Raw genomic sequence first — 18,371 nt, 5'->3', positions numbered from 1 at the left:
ACAAAAAATACAAAATGAAGCGTATAATTCTACTCATTACAATAATTTTCTCTATCACTGCTGCCAGGGCACAATTTGGTGTTGGCGGCGGTAGCTCATTAATAATAGGCCGTATATCCGGTACTGTTATTGATTCTGTTACTAACAAACCTTTAGATTATGGTACGGTAAGCTTATTCAGAAGTACCGGAAAATCACCTATCACCGGTGTTTTAACTGATGATAAGGGAAACTTTAAATTAGATAATATTCACCCGGGCGTTTATAGATTAGAGATAACTTTTATTGGTTATCCAACCAAGATCATAAATAACGTAGAAACAACTCCGTCAAAGCCCGATAAAAACTTAGGTACAGTTGTTGTTGCGCCAAGTTCAAAATCACTGAAGGAGGTTACCATAACCGGAACGGCCCCTCTGATTGAAAACCGTATAGATAAAATTGTTTACAATGCCGAAAAGGATCTTACTGCTGCAGGCGGTAATGCTACCGATGTATTGCAGAAAGTTCCGTTGGTTGCTGTTGACATAAATGGCAACGTATCCCTTCGTGGCGACGGTAACGTGCGTGTATTAATAAATGGTAAACCATCGGGTGCAACGTCTGCAAGCTTATCAGATGTATTAAAAACCATCCCTGCCGATCAGATAAAAAGTATAGAAGTTATAACCTCGCCATCAGCAAAATATGATGCGGAGGGTACTGCCGGTATCATTAACATCATCACTAAACAAAAAAACATGTCGGGCTTTAGTGGTTCGGTTAGCGGTGGTATTGGCACGCGCCAAAACAATGGTAATATTAATTTAAATTATAGTAAAAACCGTTTCAGCTTAGCTGTTAACGCTGGTGGTAACCTTACCTGGCCGCAGGTATCTAATTCTGCCTTTACACAAACTTTTTTAAATGGTAATACGCCAACGCTTACCAACAGCAGGGTAGGTTCAACCAAAGTAAAGCGTCATGGCGCTATTGGTTCAATCACTGCAAGCTATGATTTTAACAGCTTTAACAGCCTTACCTCAACTGTAAGACTTAACCAGGGTGGCTTTAACAGCACCGGTGGTGTCGCAGTTAGTAATACCGATTTTATTAATCCTGCAAATAACAGGATGACGACCGGAAGTTCAGTATCACATAACACTTTTGGCGGATTTGACTGGAGCCTGGATTATACGCATAAATTTAAAAAAGAGGGTCATGAGTTAAGTTTCTCAAGCCAGTGGAGCCATAGTGTTATAACTACTGATTTTATGAATACCTATGCACAGCAATCTGCTTTTAACCCTAACCAGCGCGGAGATAATAACGGTACAAATAATGAATATACCTTACAGACAGATTATGTATTGCCAATAAATAAAATATTTAAGTTAGAAGCAGGTGGCAAAGGTATTTTCAGAAATATAAACAGCAATGCTGATGTATTTAAAACTGCAACCTTTGGCGCAGCCGATTCGACCAGCTTTATACTTGACCCTACAAATTCTTACCTATATAAATACAATCAATATGTTACTGCCGGTTATGCGGTTATGACCATTACATTGCCTAAAAAATATACTTTATTAGCCGGTGTAAGAGATGAAAACACAAGTATTAACGGCGAGCCCAGCGTTGTAACAACCAATTTTTCGCCTTTCTCAAACAGTTATAATACGTTTGTGCCAAGTTTTACTGTGCAGAAAGCATTAAGTGCCACAAAAACAATAAAGTTAACTTATAGCAAGAGGATAACCAGGCCAAGCTTAACTTTCCTTAACCCGTTTTTGAATGCCAGTAACCCTAATAGTCAATCGCAGGGTAACCCTAAATTATCGCCGGAAGTTTCACAAACTGTGGAGTTGAATTATAACACGTTTATTAAATCATCGGTTATTAATTTCTCGGTATACTATAAACATACGGGCGGTTTAATTGAAAGCATTGCATTGCCAATAAACAATAACCAGGGAACATTAACTACCTATGCTAACGTAGGTGTCAATAATTCATTTGGGGGGAGTTTCTTTGGCTCAATTAATCCTATATCCATATTAACTATCAGGGGCAGCATTAATGGCTATACTTATAATCCTACTGCCGAAGGTGGTTATGCAACACAGCAAACCCGTACAGGCGCAACATTTGCCTACAATGCTTTCCTGAGTGGGTCTGTTAACTTGCCAAGTGGTTTCATTGCCGAGGTATTCGCGGTTGAAAATTCAAAACGTTATACTATACAGGGAAGTAACCCATCATTCAGCATATTTGGCGCGGGTGTAAGGAAACAATTCATGCAAAAGAAAATGTCTCTCGGTATCAATACATTAGAGCCGTTTAACAAATACAAACATTTCAATTCAGATTTGAAGAGCCCTGCGTTTGTTCAGAACAGCACGTTCGCGTTCCCTTTCCGTTCCGTTGGTTTAACGTTTAGCTATAACTTTGGTAAAATTACTTTTAGCAACCCAATGGAGAAAAAGAAAGGTGTTAACAATGATGACCTTAAACAAGGCGATCAAGGTGGTGTAGGCGGCGGCTCAGGCGGTGGCGGCGGCAGATAATATTTGCTAAGCATAACAAAAAAGAGCGATGGGTTTTATAACTCATCGCTCTTTTTGTTTGTAAGAGGAATACTATTTGTCTAAAAATTCCTGTACAAATATAGCGGTTGCCTGTGGCGCTTTGCTGCCTGTTTTGTAGGTGGTTGTCTCACCTAACGCTTCGCCATGTGCGCCGGGTAGCACGATTAAGTCGGCGCCGTTTACTAATTTGGCCATTGCCATGGTATGCGGAACAGTGATCACATCCTTATCGGCTACTATAAACATCGCAGAAGCTTTTATATTACTGATGTCGGTATCACTGATATCCTTAAAATCTATCATCCGTTGCTTATCTTTATTAAACATGTTAAGCAGTCCGGCTTCGTTGGGTGTTACTTTTAAAAAGGCATCTTTTAGTGGCTGCGGCATATTGTCGATGGTTGCCTTGGGCATAAAATCAAAAAAGCCATCTATAAAGCCATCCCGTTTGTAACTACCCGCAATGACAACTATTTTATTAACCAGTTGAGGGTACCTTATGGCTATTTGCAGCGTAGTTGTACCGCCGTTGCTAAAACCCAGGATATTGGCTTTAGTTATATTAAGATCTTTTAGCAGTGCTGCTACGTCGTCAGCGTCCTGTTCGAACGACTCCGGCGAATTCCGGTCGCTGGTGCGGCCATGTGCCTGTAGCTCGACAGCAATAACTTTGTTATTGGCGGCAAAATAGGGCAATACATTGCCAAAAGTTACCTCTATAGTTGAGCCGCCACCATGTATTAAAACTAATGGTATATTACCGCTGCCATGCAACTCGTAGTACATGTTGATGCCGTTCACTTCGGCGTAACCGGACGTTTTTAAATTCGCCATTGTAATTTTTATTCTGTTATGATATTGATCCCAATTTGTTTTAATAACAAAGTGGCATTAAATGTTTTACACTCGCCATGCTTCATCTTATAATCAAATAGCATTTCGCCGTCTTTAACCTGTATATCAAAATAAAAGTTGCGCACGTAGTCAGGATATTTCTGCTCCAGTTGCGCTATCTGCAGATCGTGTGTTGCCACCATTCCTACAGCCATCTTTGTAATAAGCTGTTCAATAACCGCTTTCGAGCCCAGGTATTTATCAACCGAATTAGTGCCGCGCAGCATTTCATCTATCAAAAAGAAAACCTTATATTCCTGTTCAACGGCAGCCAGCAGCATTTGCAGACGGTCAAGCTCGGCTTTAAAGGTTGATGTGCGCTCGTTTAACGAATCTTTAATCCGCATATAACTCACCATGGTCATAACCGATACGCGCATAGTTTCGGCACAAACGGGGGCGCCGCAAAGCGCCAATACGGTATTAATACCAATGGTACGCAGGAAAGTACTCTTACCTGCCATGTTCGATCCGGTAATGATATCTATCTTAAAAGTGTCTGTTAGTTCATAATCATTCGTTACCCGGGTTTTACTGTTAATGAGCGGGTGGGCAAGGTTTTTAGCTACTAAAGTATACGCTTGGCTATCCTCAATTTGCGGGATGCACCATTCGGGGTAATTAACCTGCAAACCTGCAATGCTTGATAAAGCCTCAAATTCGGCTATCACTTCAAAAGCATCCTCTAAACTTTCGTGATTATTGCGTTTCCATTGCTCAATGGCTATGATCTGCTTTAGCGCCCAAAGAAAAAATATGTTCAGTATAAACCCCACTATCATTATCAGGCTATAACTTAATTTATTGATGAGCCTGGCTAATTCTTCAATATTTTTTGAGGTGTGGTTTTCTTTGATCTTTTTAGTTAGCGCGCTGTTATAGGCCGATTGCCAGTTTTCGCCCTCTATCTTGTTAAATACAACCGCGTAGCCGGCCAGCACCTTGCTAATCCTATCGGCAATAGAGGCCGATTTGGCAATATAGCCACCATTTATGGTAATGATAGTTAAATTGGCAATGGCCAGCACTATACCCGCCAATGTAAATACCGGCATAAAATAACCTGCTATAAATGCCGCTGCTAACAGGTAAGGCGCTATCCTGATATAATTAATCAGCAATTTTTCGCGGGGCAGGTCTAAAGGCGTGTGCAGGTAATTAAACAATCCCTGTAGCTGGTTAGCATCTGTTTTATTGGCAAATAAAAGCAAGTTTTGTGCTTCCAGTTTCCATTGGTTTTTATTGGCTATTTCTTTAACCGCTTCCTGCCGGTCTAAAATAATTTCTTTTTTTGCTGGGGCGCTTAGCCATGCGGCCAGTTTAGCATTGCCCGGGCCGGTAGCTGCCCGGTTCATTAACTGAAACAGTGAGGCATTGCCAAATATGTCCAGATCGGCAGTATAAAAATGTTTTTCGTTGGCAAATTTGGCTCCGTTATCATACAGATTATCGCGGGAGAGGATGCTGGCTATCTCGTTCTCATTGATGAGTTTCAGATCCTTAAAGTATTTCATTTTACGTTCATAAACGCTTTGGCGCGATACCAGCCATGCAAAGCCGCATATCAGAATGGCGAAGGTGACAGCTACAATGGTAAAATCGTCCTCTTTCACTCCGAAATAGATAGATACCACCATCATTACAAAAATGCTGAGGCGCATTAATGAATAGGTATCTGCCAGGTTTTTAAATTTATCAGCCTCTTGCTGTGCAAGCTGGGCATTATTTTTATAGTAATCAATTATATCCTGTTCCATCCTAAATAAAATCAGGCTAAATAACCACTAATATTTTAAATTACGTTTATTTGTTTTTTTATGAAGATAACTTTCCTAACCGTTGGCAAAACAGAAGATGCTTATTTAAAAGATGGCATTGACAAATATGTAAAACGATTAAAGCATTACACCAAGCTGGAGCTGGTTGATTTGCCCGAACTAAAAAACACCAAAGCCTTAACACAGGAGCAGCAAAAAGCTAAGGAGGCAGAGCTGATCCTGAAGAAAATATCACCATTAGATCATGTTATATTATTGGATGAAAAAGGTATGGAGCTAACCTCTAAACAATTTGCCACTTATTTGGATAAAAAGTCAGTCGGTTCCACTTCCAGCCTGGTATTTGTGGTTGGTGGGCCGTATGGGTTCGACCAATCTGTGTATGAGCGGGCCAATGATAAGCTATCCTTATCGCGAATGACCTTCTCGCACCAAATGATACGCTTGTTTTTTACAGAGCAGTTATATAGGGCCTTTACTATATTGAAGGGTGAGCCTTATCATCATGAGTAGGTAAGGCTGTTGACTCACCCCGCGGCACTTCGTGCGCGACCCTCTCTTCGCCTTTGGCGGAAAGAGGGTTATTAAAGATTCCTTAACCCTCTTTCCCGCTTGCGGAAGAGAGGGTCGACAAGCGTAGCGATGTCGGGGTGAGTAATCGCGCCCATACTATAGTTTAATCTCGTTCTAATTTAAATTTCAACCAGTAAAGCTTACCTTTGCACCATGTCAGGTCACGCCCATTCACACGCCCATGACCATTCCCATGGATTTGGTCACCATCACCATGAAGCCCCCAAGCTCGACCATTTAAATGCAGCTTTTATATGGGGGATAATTTTAAACTCGGCCTTTGTTGTAATTGAAGTAATTGCAGGCTTAATAACCGGCTCATTGTCTTTGTTAACCGATGCCGGGCATAACCTGAGTGATGTTGTAGGTTTAGCGTTGGCTTTGCTGGCATTTAAGCTAACCAAGGTTGGCTCAAATAGTAATTATACATATGGTTATAAACGGTCTACCATATTGGTGTCGTTTTTTAACGCGGTTATATTGGTAGCCTCAATCGGGATCATTGCTTACGAGGCGGTCATCCGCTTTATGCATCCGCAGCCAATTGCCGGCGATACCGTAGCATGGGTATCCTTAATAGGTATAGCTATTAACGCGTTTACCGCGTGGCTTTTTGTAAAAGATAAAGATACCGACCTGAATGTAAAAGGCGCTTATATGCACATGGCAATGGATGCAGTGGTATCATTAGGCGTGGTAATATCAGGAGTGATAATTTATTTTACCAAATGGTACTGGATAGATAGTGTAGTAAGTTTAATAATAGCTATTGTAATATTACGTGGTACCTGGAGCCTGCTTAAAGATAGCTTGCGTTTAGAGATGGACGGCGTGCCCAAAGAAATGAACCTCATCAAGATCAAAAACGAATTGATGAAGGCCAAAGGTGTAGTTGATGTGCACCATATGCACGTATGGGCGCTAAGCACCACCGAAAACGCGCTAACCGCCCACCTGGTTATACTGCCCACCGATCTGCATTTATTTGATGCCATTAAACAGGACCTAAGGCATCGCCTGCAACACCTCGACATAAACCACAGCACATTTGAACCGGAGTTTGCCGAGGAAAAGTGCGGTGAACCGGAGTGTTAGGTAGATGTGCAGATGTGCGGATATACAAATGTGCAGATGAAAAAATTAATAAATAAATTACAATAAAAAATGCCTTACTGTTTCAGTAAGGCATTTTTTATTGTAAGCGATAAGCATCTACACATTCACGCATCTGCATATCTGCACAACAACCTACCCTTTTTTCGATGGGTTTTTTGGCGTATTGGCCTTGTGTGCCTTAGGGGCCGCAGGTGCTTTTTTAGCTACCGGCTTTTCCTTTGGTTTTTCTGTTACTTTAATAGCAGGTTTTTCTGCTTCGGCAGCTTCGGGCGCTTTTGCTTCCTCGCTAAACAAAGGCATATCTTTTAATATGCTGTACCAGTTTAATACCTTCTTCATATCAGAAGCGTAAACTTTCTCCTCATCATGATCCGGAGCTACTTCTCTAAAGAATGTCCTTAGTTTGGTGCCGTCGGCTTTAGCATCAGGTACAGACGCGGCAGTTTTCATGCGCTCAAATACATCTGTAAGCTTAATATCATCGTCATAACCAAAAATGGTTATCTCGTCTAAAGCCGCTAATTTGGCAGTTGACAGGTTGGCTATTAATTTGGTTTTTTGTGCATCAAGGCTCTCTAATACAAAACCTGTTTTGTTTTGTACCAGTGCTTTCCACAAGCCCGGTTTGCCTGATACTGATACTATTCCGCTTAAATTCATATAGTGTGTTGTAGGTTATACGTAATAAGTTTTACGTGGTTGCGTTTTGCAACATATGACGTATAACTTATTACATGCGACGTAATTAATCTTCTAAAACTTCTATTCCTAAAATTTTATCGCCCTGGCGTATCTCATCAACCAGGTCAACATTTTCAATAACCTTACCAAAGCAGGTATGGTTACGGTCAAGGTGAGCAGTGTTGGTACGGCTGTGACAAATAAAGAATTGTGACCCGCCTGTGTTACGGCCGGCATGTGCCATAGACAATACGCCGCGGTCATGATACTGAAATTCGCCTGTCAATTCGCAATCAATATTATAACCCGGTCCGCCACTGCCTGCTTTATAAGCAGTTGCAGGGTCCTTAGAGAAAGGGCAACCGCCCTGTACCATAAAGTTAGGTATAACACGATGAAAAGTTATTCCGTCATAAAATCCTTCTTTTGCTAATTTTTTAAAATTAGCCACCGCTTTAGGGGCATCTGTCTCGTAAAAATCTACGGTCATATTGCCTTTTTCAGTTTTTATAATTGCTTTACTCATTCTCAAATTTTTTAATAGTTGGCAAAGGTAATGTTTTTGGGTAAAAGGTGAAAGGTTCTTTTTGAGGTAAAAGGTAAGAATAAAACAGAACGGTAAGCTTTATAATAAACTGCATAAACCTTTTACCTTTATCCTTTCACCTTTTTCCCTCAATAGCGTAATACCTTAAACATTAATTCGTTAAATTTGAACATGATTCGCCGCTTAAAATACCTTTTACCTTTTGCCTTTTGCCTTTTAGCCTTAACAAGCCGGGCAGCATCTATATTGATGCCTATGGACGAGGTACAGAAAAACCACCTTAAAGCATACGGCATAGCATTTTGGATATTGAAAAATGATGGCGAGGTAGACTGGCTGCTTAATTATCGCGGCGGCAGTTTCATGACCAAGTATGACAAAAAACTGGAAGACGAATGCAGGATACGCGGCGTTAGCTACGAGGTTTTGGCCGATGCTAAGGTAAGCGAGATCATTACCCAGGTAAACGATCCCTCTGCCAATATGGACCTGGTGAAGCTGGAGAAAGCGCCCAAAATAGCGGTGTATTCGCCTAAAAATAAATTGCCCTGGGATGATGCAGTAACGCTGGTGTTAAAATATGCTGAGATTCCTTTCGACCTGGTTTATGATGAAGAAGTAATTCGCGGAGACTTGCCCAAATACGATTGGCTGCACCTGCACCACGAAGATTTTACCGGGCAGTACAGTAAATTTTATGCCGGCTTTAGCACCGCGTCATGGTATATAGATGATAAAAAAGCGCAGGAGGCAATGGCCGCTAAACTGGGCTTTAAAAAAGTATCAAAAATGAAGCTGGCCGTTGCCGGGCATATCCGCGATTTTACCGCGGGCGGTGGCTTTTTATTCGCCATGTGCTCTGGTACCGAAACGTTTGATATTGCGCTGGCAGCCAGTAATACCGATATATGCGAAAGTATGTTTGATGGCGATGCTGCCGACCCTAATGCAGCAAGCAAGCTGGATTATGGGTTAACCTTCGCTTTCCAGAATTTTAATTTGGATAATAACCCATTCTCTCACCGGTTTAGTGATATTGATGTAACCCAAACGCGCCAGGTAGACAGAACGAATGATTTTTTTACCCTGTTTGATTTTTCGGCTAAATGGGATGTGGTGCCCAGCATGCTCACCCAAAATCATGATAAAGTGATAAAAGGTTTTATGGGCCTTACCACCGCTTTTAATAAAAATAGGTTAAAGCCGGGTGTAACCATAATGGGCGAAATGAAAACCGCTAACGAAGCGCGGTATATACACGGCGAATACGGCAAAGGGCAATGGACATTTTATGGCGGCCATGATCCGGAGGATTACCAGCACAACGTTAGTGATCCGCCCACTGATTTGAATTTACACCCTAATTCGCCGGGTTATAGGTTGATATTAAATAATGTGCTGTTCCCGGCTGCAAAGAAGAAGAAACAAAAAACGTAAGTTGGTGATTGGTGATTGGTGATTGGTGATTGGTGATTGGAATTTTTTGGTAAGCAAGTTAGTTTGATAATATAGAAAAAGCAAAGGCCTGTGCGATTCACTCCCAACGGGAGGGTGTAGGGATGGGTTTACGCGCCATATAAACTTTTTGCAACTGTTATATAGGTTATTTTACGATGAAATATCTAAAACACCTTTTAGCTTTCACCTTTTTGCTTTCAGCTTTTAGCTCTAAAGCCGCTTCCATATTAATACCTATGGATGATGTTCAAAAAGATCATTTAAAATCATACGGTATTGCTTTTTGGGTTTTAAAGAACGGCGACGAAGTAGACTGGCTGCTTAACTACCGCGGCGGCAGTTTCATGACACTATATAATAAAAAAACAGAGGACGAATGCAAAATACGTGGCGTTACTTACGAGGTACTGGCTGATGCCAAAGTAAGCGAGATCATCACACAAATAAACGATCCATCTGTAAATATGGACCTGGTGAAGCTGCAAAAGGCACCCCGCGTGGCTGTTTATTCGCCTAAAATAGGTGTGCTGCCATCAGATGACGCGGTGATACTGGTATTAAAATATGCCGAGATCCCTTTTGATATAATTTACGATGCAGAAATATTAAAAGATGAATTACCAAAATACGATTGGCTGCACCTGCACCATGAAGATTTTACCGGGCAATACAGCAAAACCGGTCGTGGTCGAAACTCTTCCCGGTTTATAGCGGATAAGCAAATACAAGAGGCTACCGCGCGCCAGTTTGGCTATAAAAAAGTATCAAAAATGAAGCTGGCGGTTGCACAGCGTATCCGTGATTTTACTGCCGGCGGCGGATTTTTATTTGCCATGTGCAGCGGCGCGGATAGTTTTGATATAGCCCTCGCTGCAGCCAATACAGATATTGTTGACGAAACATATGACGATGACCCGCCCGACCCGCGCGCCCAATCAAAGTTGGATTTTAGCCAAACCTTCGCATTCCAGAATTTTACGGTGGTTACCGGTAATGGGCGCGGGTTCAGCAATATTGATACCGGGCCCTTACACCGCAGTATTGGCATGGAGAACGATTTTTTTACCTTGTTTGATTTTTCGGCCAAGTGGGATGTGGTACCCAGTATGCTTACGCAGGATCATGACCGGGTAATAAAAGGCTTTATGGGCCTGGCTACCGCATTTGATAAGACCAAGCTAAAATCCGGCGTAACCATAATGGGCGAAATGAAGACCATGAACGAGGCCCGTTATATACACGGCGAATATGGCAAAGGCCAATGGACGTTTTATGGCGGCCATGACCCGGAAGACTATCAACACGGCTTTAATGATCCGCCAACCGATTTAAACCTGCACCCCAATTCGCCCGGTTACAGGTTGATATTGAATAATGTGCTGTTCCCGGCAGCCAAGAAGAAAAAATTGAAAACATAGTTTACTCAAAAAACATCCAGCTCACCCCAAATTTAAGTATGCGATCTTGCTGCGGGTAGCGGTTAACGGTGTAATAGCCTTTGCTGAATACGCCTTGGTTGGCATAATCATACCCTACAAAAATATTGGTTTTTTGCAGGGTGGCTTTCAAAAAAATGTTTGCCACAGGGTAGGATGAGAATGTAATATCAGGGCCGTTATAAAACTGACCCAACCCAACGGCGTAGGATGGCGCGGTATAGGCCGTATTATAGCGCACATCTGTACCTACCGAAAGGTGCAGTACATTAAATAAAAACATGTTATAATACAGACTGGTATAAGTATATACTTCGGGTACGCGCAGGGTAGATTGATAGTCGGTTTTTTCGTATACTATAAAGTTGTCAAAGTGCAGATCGCGCCATGAAAGGTTTTTACCCAGGCTTATTTTTAATAAGTTAATAGGGTTTGACAATTGTACCGGGTGCGCATCAATACCACCGGGTTGCGCGGTATAGTAAAGGTAGTCGGTAATTAAAAAGTATTCGGCTTTCAGATCAAGTTGCAGCGGGTTATTAATGTAATTGAATGATAAGCTGGTGGTTTTTTGATTATGAAAGCTGTTATGAAATATATAATGGTTGGATATCCAGTTGGTAGCCACCAATGGCGGCGAACTGCTTTGTATATATCCATCCAATATAATTTTACCCGTTTTATTATTACCCGCTACCAATGCTTTGGCATCATAAATAAAATCGCCAAAATTACGTCCGGCGGCTATTTGGTTCACGTTAAACTCAAGGTTTATCCGGTCGCTGAAGCGGTAGCTTAGTTTGCCTTTAATGGTAATGTTCTGGAAAGTGGCATCCTGCTTTTTGTCAGGCATTCTTACCTTGTTGCTGTTTATATCCAGCGTGGTATCGGTTACGTATTGGGTATAATGATACAGGTCGTGCGTAAGCCCCAGGTCGAGTTTTAACTCGTTCTTTACAAACTTTTGTGATTTGCCCCGTAAATAAAAGCTATACCCAAAATCATTTTGTATATGCGATAAATTAAGTGAATCTCTTGACCGGTTAGCGCTGTAATAATAATCAGGAAAAACATGATAGGTATCAATATCATTCTGCAAAAAATTATACTTGGTAACATTATAATTAAGTGTATAGGATACCCTTTGCGTAGGCAATATATTTGCGCCGCCTTTTTTTACAGTAGTATCTATACGCCCTATGTAGTAAAACTGTTTAATATAAAAACCGGCTGTTTTCCAATTCTCATACGTATTGGGTAATCGTACAGGTTCGGTACTTTTATCAAACGAACCTTTTGCACTGGTAAAAACCGAGTCATTTAATATAGAACCTGTTTCGGGCGATTTAAGGTTGTTAAACACTATGTTTGCCAATAAGTTATAGCGTTTGTTTTTTGACTCGTACCAGGTAAACACGGCGGCATTTAAATCGCTAACATTTTGCCCCAGCACATTATTACTGGCATAAAATCCCCGCGAACCAATAAAGTTTAAGTTAAAGCCAACATTCCAGTTAGGCTTTATATTTTGGGTATGCAATATTTTAAAGTATTGATCTGTTCTACCGGCCGAAAACATGGTTAGCAAAGTATAAGGCACACGGGCATTGTAATATTGTATATCCTGCGGAGTTAACAGGTAGGGATCAAGCGCGTGCATACCCACATCAAAGCCAATAGTTTTAGACGGCTCAAATAATAAGCTTCTTGTAGCCAGACCCATGGTACCGCCCAAACTTATTTTAGGCGACCGCGGTTGAAAAAGCGGGCTGTAATTTTCAAAATTGGTTAAAGTTGTATCAATTGGAAATAGCTGTGTGCTATCCTTCAGTAAATTTTCATTGGTTATTTTAATAAACTTCGATGTAAAAACTACCGAGTCGCGGCTGCGTTGTTCGCGCTTGCGTAAAGTATCTATTTGCTGCTCGGCGGTAAGCGGCGCCAGGTTTGTTCCCTTTAACGCGGCAGTATCCCCAACAAATCCATTGGGACGCCTCGGATTGTTGGGATTATATTGTTGTGCAAAAGCTGCCTGCACTGTAATACAGATCAGTAAAAGCAGTATATATTTTAATTTATCAGGCATTTAAACCGGCAATCAATTCTTTAAGTATTAATGTCATTTTTGGTTCGGCTTCCCGGGCCACCGCTATAATTTCTTCAAGAGAAACCGGTTTTAGCGTTTCCGGGAAACCCTCATCTGTTAATACAGATATAGCAAATACCGGCAGGCCCATATGGTTGGCTACTATAACTTCGGGCACGGTACTCATGCCAACGGCATCGCCGCCAATAATGCGTAAATATTTGTATTCGGCTTTAGTCTCTAAATTAGGGCCGGTTACCGCAACATATACACCTTTATGGCAAAGAATATTGTTTTTTGAAGCAATAGCCAAAGCTTTATCAATCAAAACTCGTTTATAAGGTTCGCTCATATCCGGGAAACGGGGGCCCAGGTCTGATTCATTTCTGCCTACCAGCGGATTATCCGGCTGCAGGCTTATATGGTCCTCGATAACCATCAGATCGCCTTTTTTAAAGGCAGGGTTTAAGGCCCCGCTGGCGTTTGATACGAACAAGGTTTTTATCCCCAGCATTTTCATTACCCTAACGGGGAAAGTGATCTGCTGCATGTTATAGCCTTCGTAATAATGCAGTCGCCCATGCATAGCAACTACTTTTACCCCGTCAAGCATACCAAATACTAATTTGCCCGAGTGAAACTCTAAAGTAGAAATAGGAAAATCAGGTATGTTACTATACATCAGCTGTTTTTCTATTGTTATCTCGCTTACCAGGCCGCCTAAGCCTGTTCCTAAAATTATACCTGCTTCGGGCACAAAATCGCCAATGCGGCTTTTAATGTATTTGGTTGTGCTCTCTATATTTTCTAACATATTCAATAACAAATTGATCAAATTGCTGCTGTTGGTTTAAAAATTTTACGCCTATGGGTATCACCATAATGGGTAGTTTTTTAACAAGTGGCAGCAATTGTTGTTCTCCTAAACGCTGTGCATCTTTTTCTGTTGTAATAATCACCTTTTTTTGTGAGGTGCAAGCTGTAAATTCATCGGCAAGTTTAGTGATATTTTTTAAGCTAAAGCAGTGATGGTCGGGATAATTATGATGTATAACGTGCGATGTGTGTTTTTTAATATAAGTAACTAACGGATTGGCATTTGCTATACCTGTTAATAAAAAAACGGTAGTATCCGCATCAATATTAATAGCCGGCAAATTATTATCCATAGCTTGCAAAGGCTGGTAAGCAATAGCGGTAAAAAATAATTGCTGATAGGGCAGCAGGCTCATGTTAGCTGTAATTGCCGCTTGCTCATCAATACTTAATAATTCAGGGCATTTACTGATGATGATAATATCCGCGCGCCAGCGCCCGCTAAACGGTTCGCGATAATTACCCGCTGGTAGTACCAGGTGCGGGTTATTAAGACTGTTATAATCAAACAATAAAATACTTAATCCGGGTTTAACGGCGCGGTGCTGGTAAGCATCATCCAGAATAATTAAATCATGGCCGGCTTTTAACTGTTCAATACCATCCACCCGTTTTTCGCAAACGGCAACGGTAATATCCGGGAACTTATGTTTAAATTGTGCGGGCTCGTCGCCTATTTTAGTGGCATTAGCCGTGGCAGTAGCAGTTTGGTATCCTTTTGTCTTGCGGCCATAACCACGACTAAGGGTTGCCAGTTTATAGTCGTTTTTAAATAAACGAATGAGATATTCGGTCATCGGGCTTTTGCCGGCACCGCCAACCTCAAGGTTGCCAACAGATATAACGGGCAACTCAAATTGCCTGCTTTGAAACAGGCCCGCATCATAACACCAATTGCGCATCATGATGATGATGCCATAGATCAACGAAAAAGGAAATAATAGCAGGCGCAGGTATTTCATATATGGGGTAAAGATAGGAAAAGCTATGGAAAGGCAGGAAACGTACAGGTGTCATTGGCAGGTAATCGAAGCATGAGGGCGGACCTTTACGCTCACCCTTCGAGTGCTTCAGGGTGACACCCTTTTATTCTTAAAAATCCAACTCTTTCCCCTGCACCGGAAAAACCAAATTAAAGCCAAACTTGTTTTCTGCCTTAAGCTGGGCCTTCAATTTATTAATATTTACCTGCGGAGGTTTAACGTGGGTAATAACCAGGTTAAAGTTTTTCAATGCATCAGCCCCTGTTAGTTTGCTTAGCCCGGTCATTTCGGTCATTAGCCATTTTGGGGTAAAGTGACCAAACAAGGTCTTATCGGGCTGCTCATCCGGAAAGGATACTTCTATCATCATTCCTTTTAATTGATGATTTTTAATCAGCGGAGCAATAGCCTGCCATAGCGCCTGCAGGTTATGACCCTTTTCTACTTCGTCCGGCCCCGTATCGCCCAAATACAATAAATAGTTATTGTTGCTTTTAATAAGGAACGCGGTACTTGTCAAATTAGAATGGCTAAGCGGAAATGCCGTAACTTTCAGGGTGGTGTTTGCCGCATCTGTTTCTTCGCCGGGTTTCAACACCTGGTAAGTGTATTTTTTTAGCTGTGGCGCTTCGCCTTCATTTGCAAAATTGGCCCAGCTGGTCCAGGTAAAATAGTGAGTTTTAATTGTGTTTATACAATCCGCGAAAGCGTAAATATTTTTAGTACTATCATCGGGCGAATTAATGATGAGCCCGGAGATATGGTCCAAATGCGGGTGTGAAATAAAGTAGCCTTTAATGTATTTCTTTAACACCTGTTCTGCAGGGATAGTAAATACCTTGTTTTTTATTGCCTGTTCAATACCATAATGTAACGTACCGGCATCCATACAGATATAATTATTGCTACCGGCCGGGGCAACCATATAGGCCGACATATTGCTCTCATCTATCCCACCCAAAACACCCAAGGGGACTATTTTAAAAGCGCCTTGTGCAAAGCCGCCGACTGATAATAGAAGAAGAAGGACAGTTATTAATTTAAAACGCATAAATAGCAGCTATTCCGTTTTCATTTTTTTCTCTGCGGATTTTTTGAATTCGTAATCGCCGCCCAGCAGGTAACCCCATGGTTTTGTACTTTCAATACGATCGAAAATTATTTTAAAAATAGCCATTATCGGTATGGAAAGGAACATGCCGGATAGTCCCCAAATCATTTCGCCCAAAACAATGCCTAAAAAGGTAATTAACGCGTTAAGCCTTACTTTCGATCCTACAACTGCAGGAAGTAATACATTTGCATCCAAAGCGTGGATAATAATTACACTAATGCCCACCTCAACCGCATTACCAACCGGCCCTGTAGCAAAGGTAATAAGCACACTTAAAAATAAGGCAGTAAAAATACCCAGGTAGGGGATGATGTTAAACAGGCCTACGATAATACCCAACAGGGCGGCGTATTTAATGCCGATTACCCAGAACGCGGTACAGGCTACACAGGCAACTATTATCATTTCTAACAAAAGGCCCAATATGTATTGTCTTAAAATGCTTTGAATATTCTCTATAATATCATGCACAACATGCTCATTATCCTTACCGAAAGCTTGCAGGATAAACCCCAAAAGCAGCTTCCTGTAAAAGAGGATAAAAAAGGTAAATATCATAATGAATACGTAAAATAGCATTAATGACGACACTGCACCAAACGTGGTACCTATAACTTCGGTACCTGATGACATGATCTTCTTGGCTGTATTATCTACATAAGCTTTTTGTTTCTCTAAATTGAGGTGGAAAGCGCTTTGTATCCAGTCGGAAATATTGTCTCTTGATTGGGCAAGCTGTTTTTGCAGCATCGGCCAATCATCTGTTAGTTTAGATATCTGCGACCCTACCAGATACAATACACCACCTATAAAAGCAACCAACAATATAATTGATAAAAAAGACGATACGCTCCTGGGCATGTGCAGCGTTTGCTCTAAAAAACCAGAAACAGGCAGTAAAAGTATAGAGAAAAGAAATCCAAATATTAACGGATCAAGCACTTCCTTTCCTTGTATTATTAAAAAGCCAAGCGCCAAAATACCTATAAGTACCAGCGATAAACGTTCATAAAAAGGAGCGATGATTTTTTTAGGCGTCATAGTACCGGGTATGAAATTTAGTAGGTAACGTTGTTGTTTATTATATGTTTTGAAGGTAATAATAATAGACTAATATTCAATAATTTATAAAATATCCGCCAGTTTCTCCAGCAGATGTTTAATATAATGGTCCATTATTTTTGCAGGCTGCTTGCTAAAAACGTGTGTAGCCCGGTTAGCCAATATCACATTATAAGATAATGCCTGGTGCCCTAAACTGGCCGCTAAACCATATATACCGGCAGTTTCCATTTCTAAATTAGCAATGCGCTGCCCTTCAAAATTAAATTGCTGAATTATATTCATTAGTTCCGGAATAGCCACCACGGCCCTAATCTGTCTACCCTGCGGCGAATAAAACCCCGGAGCAGTAATAGTAATGCCCTGCTGCTCGCCATTTCCTAATGCAGCAAGTAATTTATTTCCGGCAGACGCTATATAAGGGGATAGTTGAGCATTTGCAGGTAAAGCTGCTTTAAACGCTTTAAGCAGATTTTGTTCTTTATCGGTTAGGCTTTGCTGATAATAATGCATTAACGGGTCTAACCCAAAAGCTGCCGACGATAATAGCACACTATCAACAGCAATATCCCCCTGCACAGCGCCCGAAGTGCCAATGCGGATAATGTTAAGGCTGCGAAGATTTGGATTGATGGTACGGGTTTTAAAATCGATATTAACCAATGCATCAAGCTCATTCAATACAATATCAATATTATCTGTACCTATGCCGGTTGACAGAACGGTTATTCTTTTACCACCTATACGGCCGGTATGTGTTATGAACTCTCGTTTTCCTTTTTTAAATTCTACCGTGTCAAAATACTTGCTTACCTCGCCTACACGGTCTGGGTCGCCAACGGTAATTATAGTATCGGCAATATCACCCGGCAGCAAGTTTAAGTGGTAGGCGCTGCTATCGGCATTTAAAATAAGATCAGTTTCTGTTATTTGGTTCATCCACGTAAAGTTGGCAAATATTTTGCATGCATTAATATCATATACTAATATTAAATATCATGGCAAAATATTCAGAAAAAGCTGGCGAAAAAGTAGAGAAAACCATGCATGAAATGAAGGAAGGCAAATTAAAAAGCGGCAGTGGCCAAAAAGTAACCAGTAAAAAACAGGCTGTAGCCATTGGCTTATCAGAAGCACGAAAAGAAGGTGCTAAGGTGCCAAAGAAGAAGTGATAATTTAAACTTAGTTTTTAAAACTAAG

Annotated in this window: 16 protein-coding genes; 6 read left to right on the top strand and 10 right to left on the bottom strand. The window is 41.1% G+C overall.

The features are described 5' to 3' along the window. The first annotated feature begins 14 nt into the window (after positions 1-14). Positions 15-2,546: an outer membrane beta-barrel family protein gene (locus tag JWR23_RS14805; protein ID WP_299516956.1), complete on the top strand. Its 2,532-nt coding sequence runs from the start codon at positions 15-17 to the stop codon at positions 2,544-2,546. Positions 2,547-2,618: 72 nt separating this feature from the next. Here the strand turns inward: JWR23_RS14805 and JWR23_RS14800 are convergent, their stop codons facing one another. Next, positions 2,619-3,401 carry an alpha/beta hydrolase gene (locus JWR23_RS14800; protein ID WP_299516954.1) on the bottom strand — a complete coding sequence of 261 codons (783 nt, stop codon included), beginning with the start codon at positions 3,399-3,401 and terminating at the stop codon, positions 2,619-2,621. Between the two features lie 8 nt (positions 3,402-3,409). Further along, on the bottom strand, positions 3,410-5,218 hold the full coding sequence (locus JWR23_RS14795; protein ID WP_299516952.1) for a DNA mismatch repair protein MutS: 1,809 nt from the start codon (positions 5,216-5,218) through the stop codon (positions 3,410-3,412). Positions 5,219-5,278: 60 nt separating this feature from the next. Between JWR23_RS14795 and rlmH the strand changes: the two genes are divergently transcribed. Together rlmH and JWR23_RS14785 are read left to right on the top strand one after the other, a co-directional pair. After that, positions 5,279-5,752: a 23S rRNA (pseudouridine(1915)-N(3))-methyltransferase RlmH gene (rlmH, locus tag JWR23_RS14790; RefSeq protein ID WP_299516951.1), complete on the top strand. Its 474-nt coding sequence runs from the start codon at positions 5,279-5,281 to the stop codon at positions 5,750-5,752. Positions 5,753-5,965: 213 nt separating this feature from the next. Beyond that, a complete protein-coding gene (locus JWR23_RS14785) occupies positions 5,966-6,907 on the top strand; it encodes a cation diffusion facilitator family transporter (RefSeq protein WP_299516949.1) in 942 nt (313 codons plus the stop codon). A gap of 153 nt (positions 6,908-7,060) precedes the next feature. On the opposite strand, the gene JWR23_RS14780 is transcribed toward JWR23_RS14785, so the two are convergent. Both JWR23_RS14780 and JWR23_RS14775 read right to left on the bottom strand, forming a co-directional pair. Continuing rightward, entirely contained in the window at positions 7,061-7,588 is a 528-nt protein-coding gene (locus JWR23_RS14780; protein WP_299516948.1) for a DUF5606 domain-containing protein, read from the bottom strand. An 85-nt stretch (positions 7,589-7,673) separates the two neighbouring features. Next, complete coding sequence (locus JWR23_RS14775) at positions 7,674-8,135, bottom strand: peptidylprolyl isomerase (RefSeq protein ID WP_299516947.1); 462 nt, start codon at positions 8,133-8,135, stop codon at positions 7,674-7,676. Positions 8,136-8,327: 192 nt separating this feature from the next. Here JWR23_RS14775 and JWR23_RS14770 point away from each other — a divergent pair, with 192 nt between their 5' ends. Together JWR23_RS14770 and JWR23_RS14765 are read left to right on the top strand one after the other, a co-directional pair. Beyond that, on the top strand, positions 8,328-9,593 hold the full coding sequence (locus JWR23_RS14770) for an asparagine synthetase B (protein WP_299516946.1): 1,266 nt from the start codon (positions 8,328-8,330) through the stop codon (positions 9,591-9,593). Between the two features lie 176 nt (positions 9,594-9,769). Next, positions 9,770-11,032: an asparagine synthetase B gene (locus JWR23_RS14765; RefSeq protein ID WP_367277563.1), complete on the top strand. Its 1,263-nt coding sequence runs from the start codon at positions 9,770-9,772 to the stop codon at positions 11,030-11,032. Between the two features lies 1 nt (position 11,033). Here JWR23_RS14765 and JWR23_RS14760 read toward each other — a convergent pair whose 3' ends face one another. From JWR23_RS14760 to JWR23_RS14735, 6 genes are all read right to left on the bottom strand, one after another. Next, positions 11,034-13,136, bottom strand: coding sequence for a putative porin (locus tag JWR23_RS14760; RefSeq protein ID WP_299516945.1), 2,103 nt, complete (start codon positions 13,134-13,136; stop codon positions 11,034-11,036). Then, positions 13,129-13,950, bottom strand: a complete 822-nt coding sequence (locus JWR23_RS14755; RefSeq protein WP_299516944.1) for a purine-nucleoside phosphorylase — start codon at positions 13,948-13,950, stop codon at positions 13,129-13,131. Before JWR23_RS14755 ends, JWR23_RS14760 begins: the two co-directional genes overlap by 8 nt. Next, positions 13,913-14,974 carry a tetraacyldisaccharide 4'-kinase gene (gene lpxK / locus JWR23_RS14750; protein ID WP_299516943.1) on the bottom strand — a complete coding sequence of 354 codons (1,062 nt, stop codon included), beginning with the start codon at positions 14,972-14,974 and terminating at the stop codon, positions 13,913-13,915. The genes JWR23_RS14755 and lpxK overlap by 38 nt, the downstream gene beginning before the upstream one ends. A 130-nt stretch (positions 14,975-15,104) precedes the next feature. Next, on the bottom strand, positions 15,105-16,046 hold the full coding sequence (locus tag JWR23_RS14745) for an MBL fold metallo-hydrolase (RefSeq protein ID WP_299516941.1): 942 nt from the start codon (positions 16,044-16,046) through the stop codon (positions 15,105-15,107). A gap of 9 nt (positions 16,047-16,055) precedes the next feature. After that, on the bottom strand, positions 16,056-17,150 hold the full coding sequence (locus tag JWR23_RS14740; RefSeq protein WP_299516940.1) for an AI-2E family transporter: 1,095 nt from the start codon (positions 17,148-17,150) through the stop codon (positions 16,056-16,058). Between the two features lie 84 nt (positions 17,151-17,234). Beyond that, entirely contained in the window at positions 17,235-18,110 is an 876-nt protein-coding gene (locus JWR23_RS14735) for a nucleoside phosphorylase (RefSeq protein ID WP_299516939.1), read from the bottom strand. A gap of 59 nt (positions 18,111-18,169) precedes the next feature. On the opposite strand from JWR23_RS14735, the gene JWR23_RS14730 reads away from it, so the two are divergent. Continuing rightward, the gene (locus JWR23_RS14730) at positions 18,170-18,343 is read left to right on the top strand and encodes a DUF6496 domain-containing protein (RefSeq protein ID WP_299497543.1); all 174 of its coding nucleotides are present in this window, start codon (positions 18,170-18,172) and stop codon (positions 18,341-18,343) included. Positions 18,344-18,371 lie beyond the last annotated feature (28 nt).

Origin of the sequence: Mucilaginibacter sp., from assembly GCF_028288205.1 — a bacterium.
Taxonomy (GTDB): domain Bacteria; phylum Bacteroidota; class Bacteroidia; order Sphingobacteriales; family Sphingobacteriaceae; genus Mucilaginibacter.
This window is presented reverse-complemented; position numbering and strand designations above follow the sequence as displayed.

Coding starts and splice junctions, on each gene's coding strand:
- JWR23_RS14795 (WP_299516952.1), bottom strand. CDS start 5,218: ATGGAACAGGATATAATTGATTACTATAAAAATAATGCCCAGCTTGCA.
- JWR23_RS14780 (WP_299516948.1), bottom strand. CDS start 7,588: ATGAATTTAAGCGGAATAGTATCAGTATCAGGCAAACCGGGCTTGTGG.
- JWR23_RS14775 (WP_299516947.1), bottom strand. CDS start 8,135: ATGAGTAAAGCAATTATAAAAACTGAAAAAGGCAATATGACCGTAGAT.
- JWR23_RS14735 (WP_299516939.1), bottom strand. CDS start 18,110: ATGAACCAAATAACAGAAACTGATCTTATTTTAAATGCCGATAGCAGC.
- rlmH (WP_299516951.1), top strand. CDS start 5,279: ATGAAGATAACTTTCCTAACCGTTGGCAAAACAGAAGATGCTTATTTA.
- lpxK (WP_299516943.1), bottom strand. CDS start 14,974: ATGAAATACCTGCGCCTGCTATTATTTCCTTTTTCGTTGATCTATGGC.
- JWR23_RS14755 (WP_299516944.1), bottom strand. CDS start 13,950: ATGTTAGAAAATATAGAGAGCACAACCAAATACATTAAAAGCCGCATT.
- JWR23_RS14740 (WP_299516940.1), bottom strand. CDS start 17,150: ATGACGCCTAAAAAAATCATCGCTCCTTTTTATGAACGTTTATCGCTG.
- JWR23_RS14785 (WP_299516949.1), top strand. CDS start 5,966: ATGTCAGGTCACGCCCATTCACACGCCCATGACCATTCCCATGGATTT.
- JWR23_RS14730 (WP_299497543.1), top strand. CDS start 18,170: ATGGCAAAATATTCAGAAAAAGCTGGCGAAAAAGTAGAGAAAACCATG.
- JWR23_RS14770 (WP_299516946.1), top strand. CDS start 8,328: ATGATTCGCCGCTTAAAATACCTTTTACCTTTTGCCTTTTGCCTTTTA.
- JWR23_RS14765 (WP_367277563.1), top strand. CDS start 9,770: ATGAAATATCTAAAACACCTTTTAGCTTTCACCTTTTTGCTTTCAGCT.
- JWR23_RS14805 (WP_299516956.1), top strand. CDS start 15: ATGAAGCGTATAATTCTACTCATTACAATAATTTTCTCTATCACTGCT.
- JWR23_RS14745 (WP_299516941.1), bottom strand. CDS start 16,046: ATGCGTTTTAAATTAATAACTGTCCTTCTTCTTCTATTATCAGTCGGC.
- JWR23_RS14800 (WP_299516954.1), bottom strand. CDS start 3,401: ATGGCGAATTTAAAAACGTCCGGTTACGCCGAAGTGAACGGCATCAAC.
- JWR23_RS14760 (WP_299516945.1), bottom strand. CDS start 13,136: ATGCCTGATAAATTAAAATATATACTGCTTTTACTGATCTGTATTACA.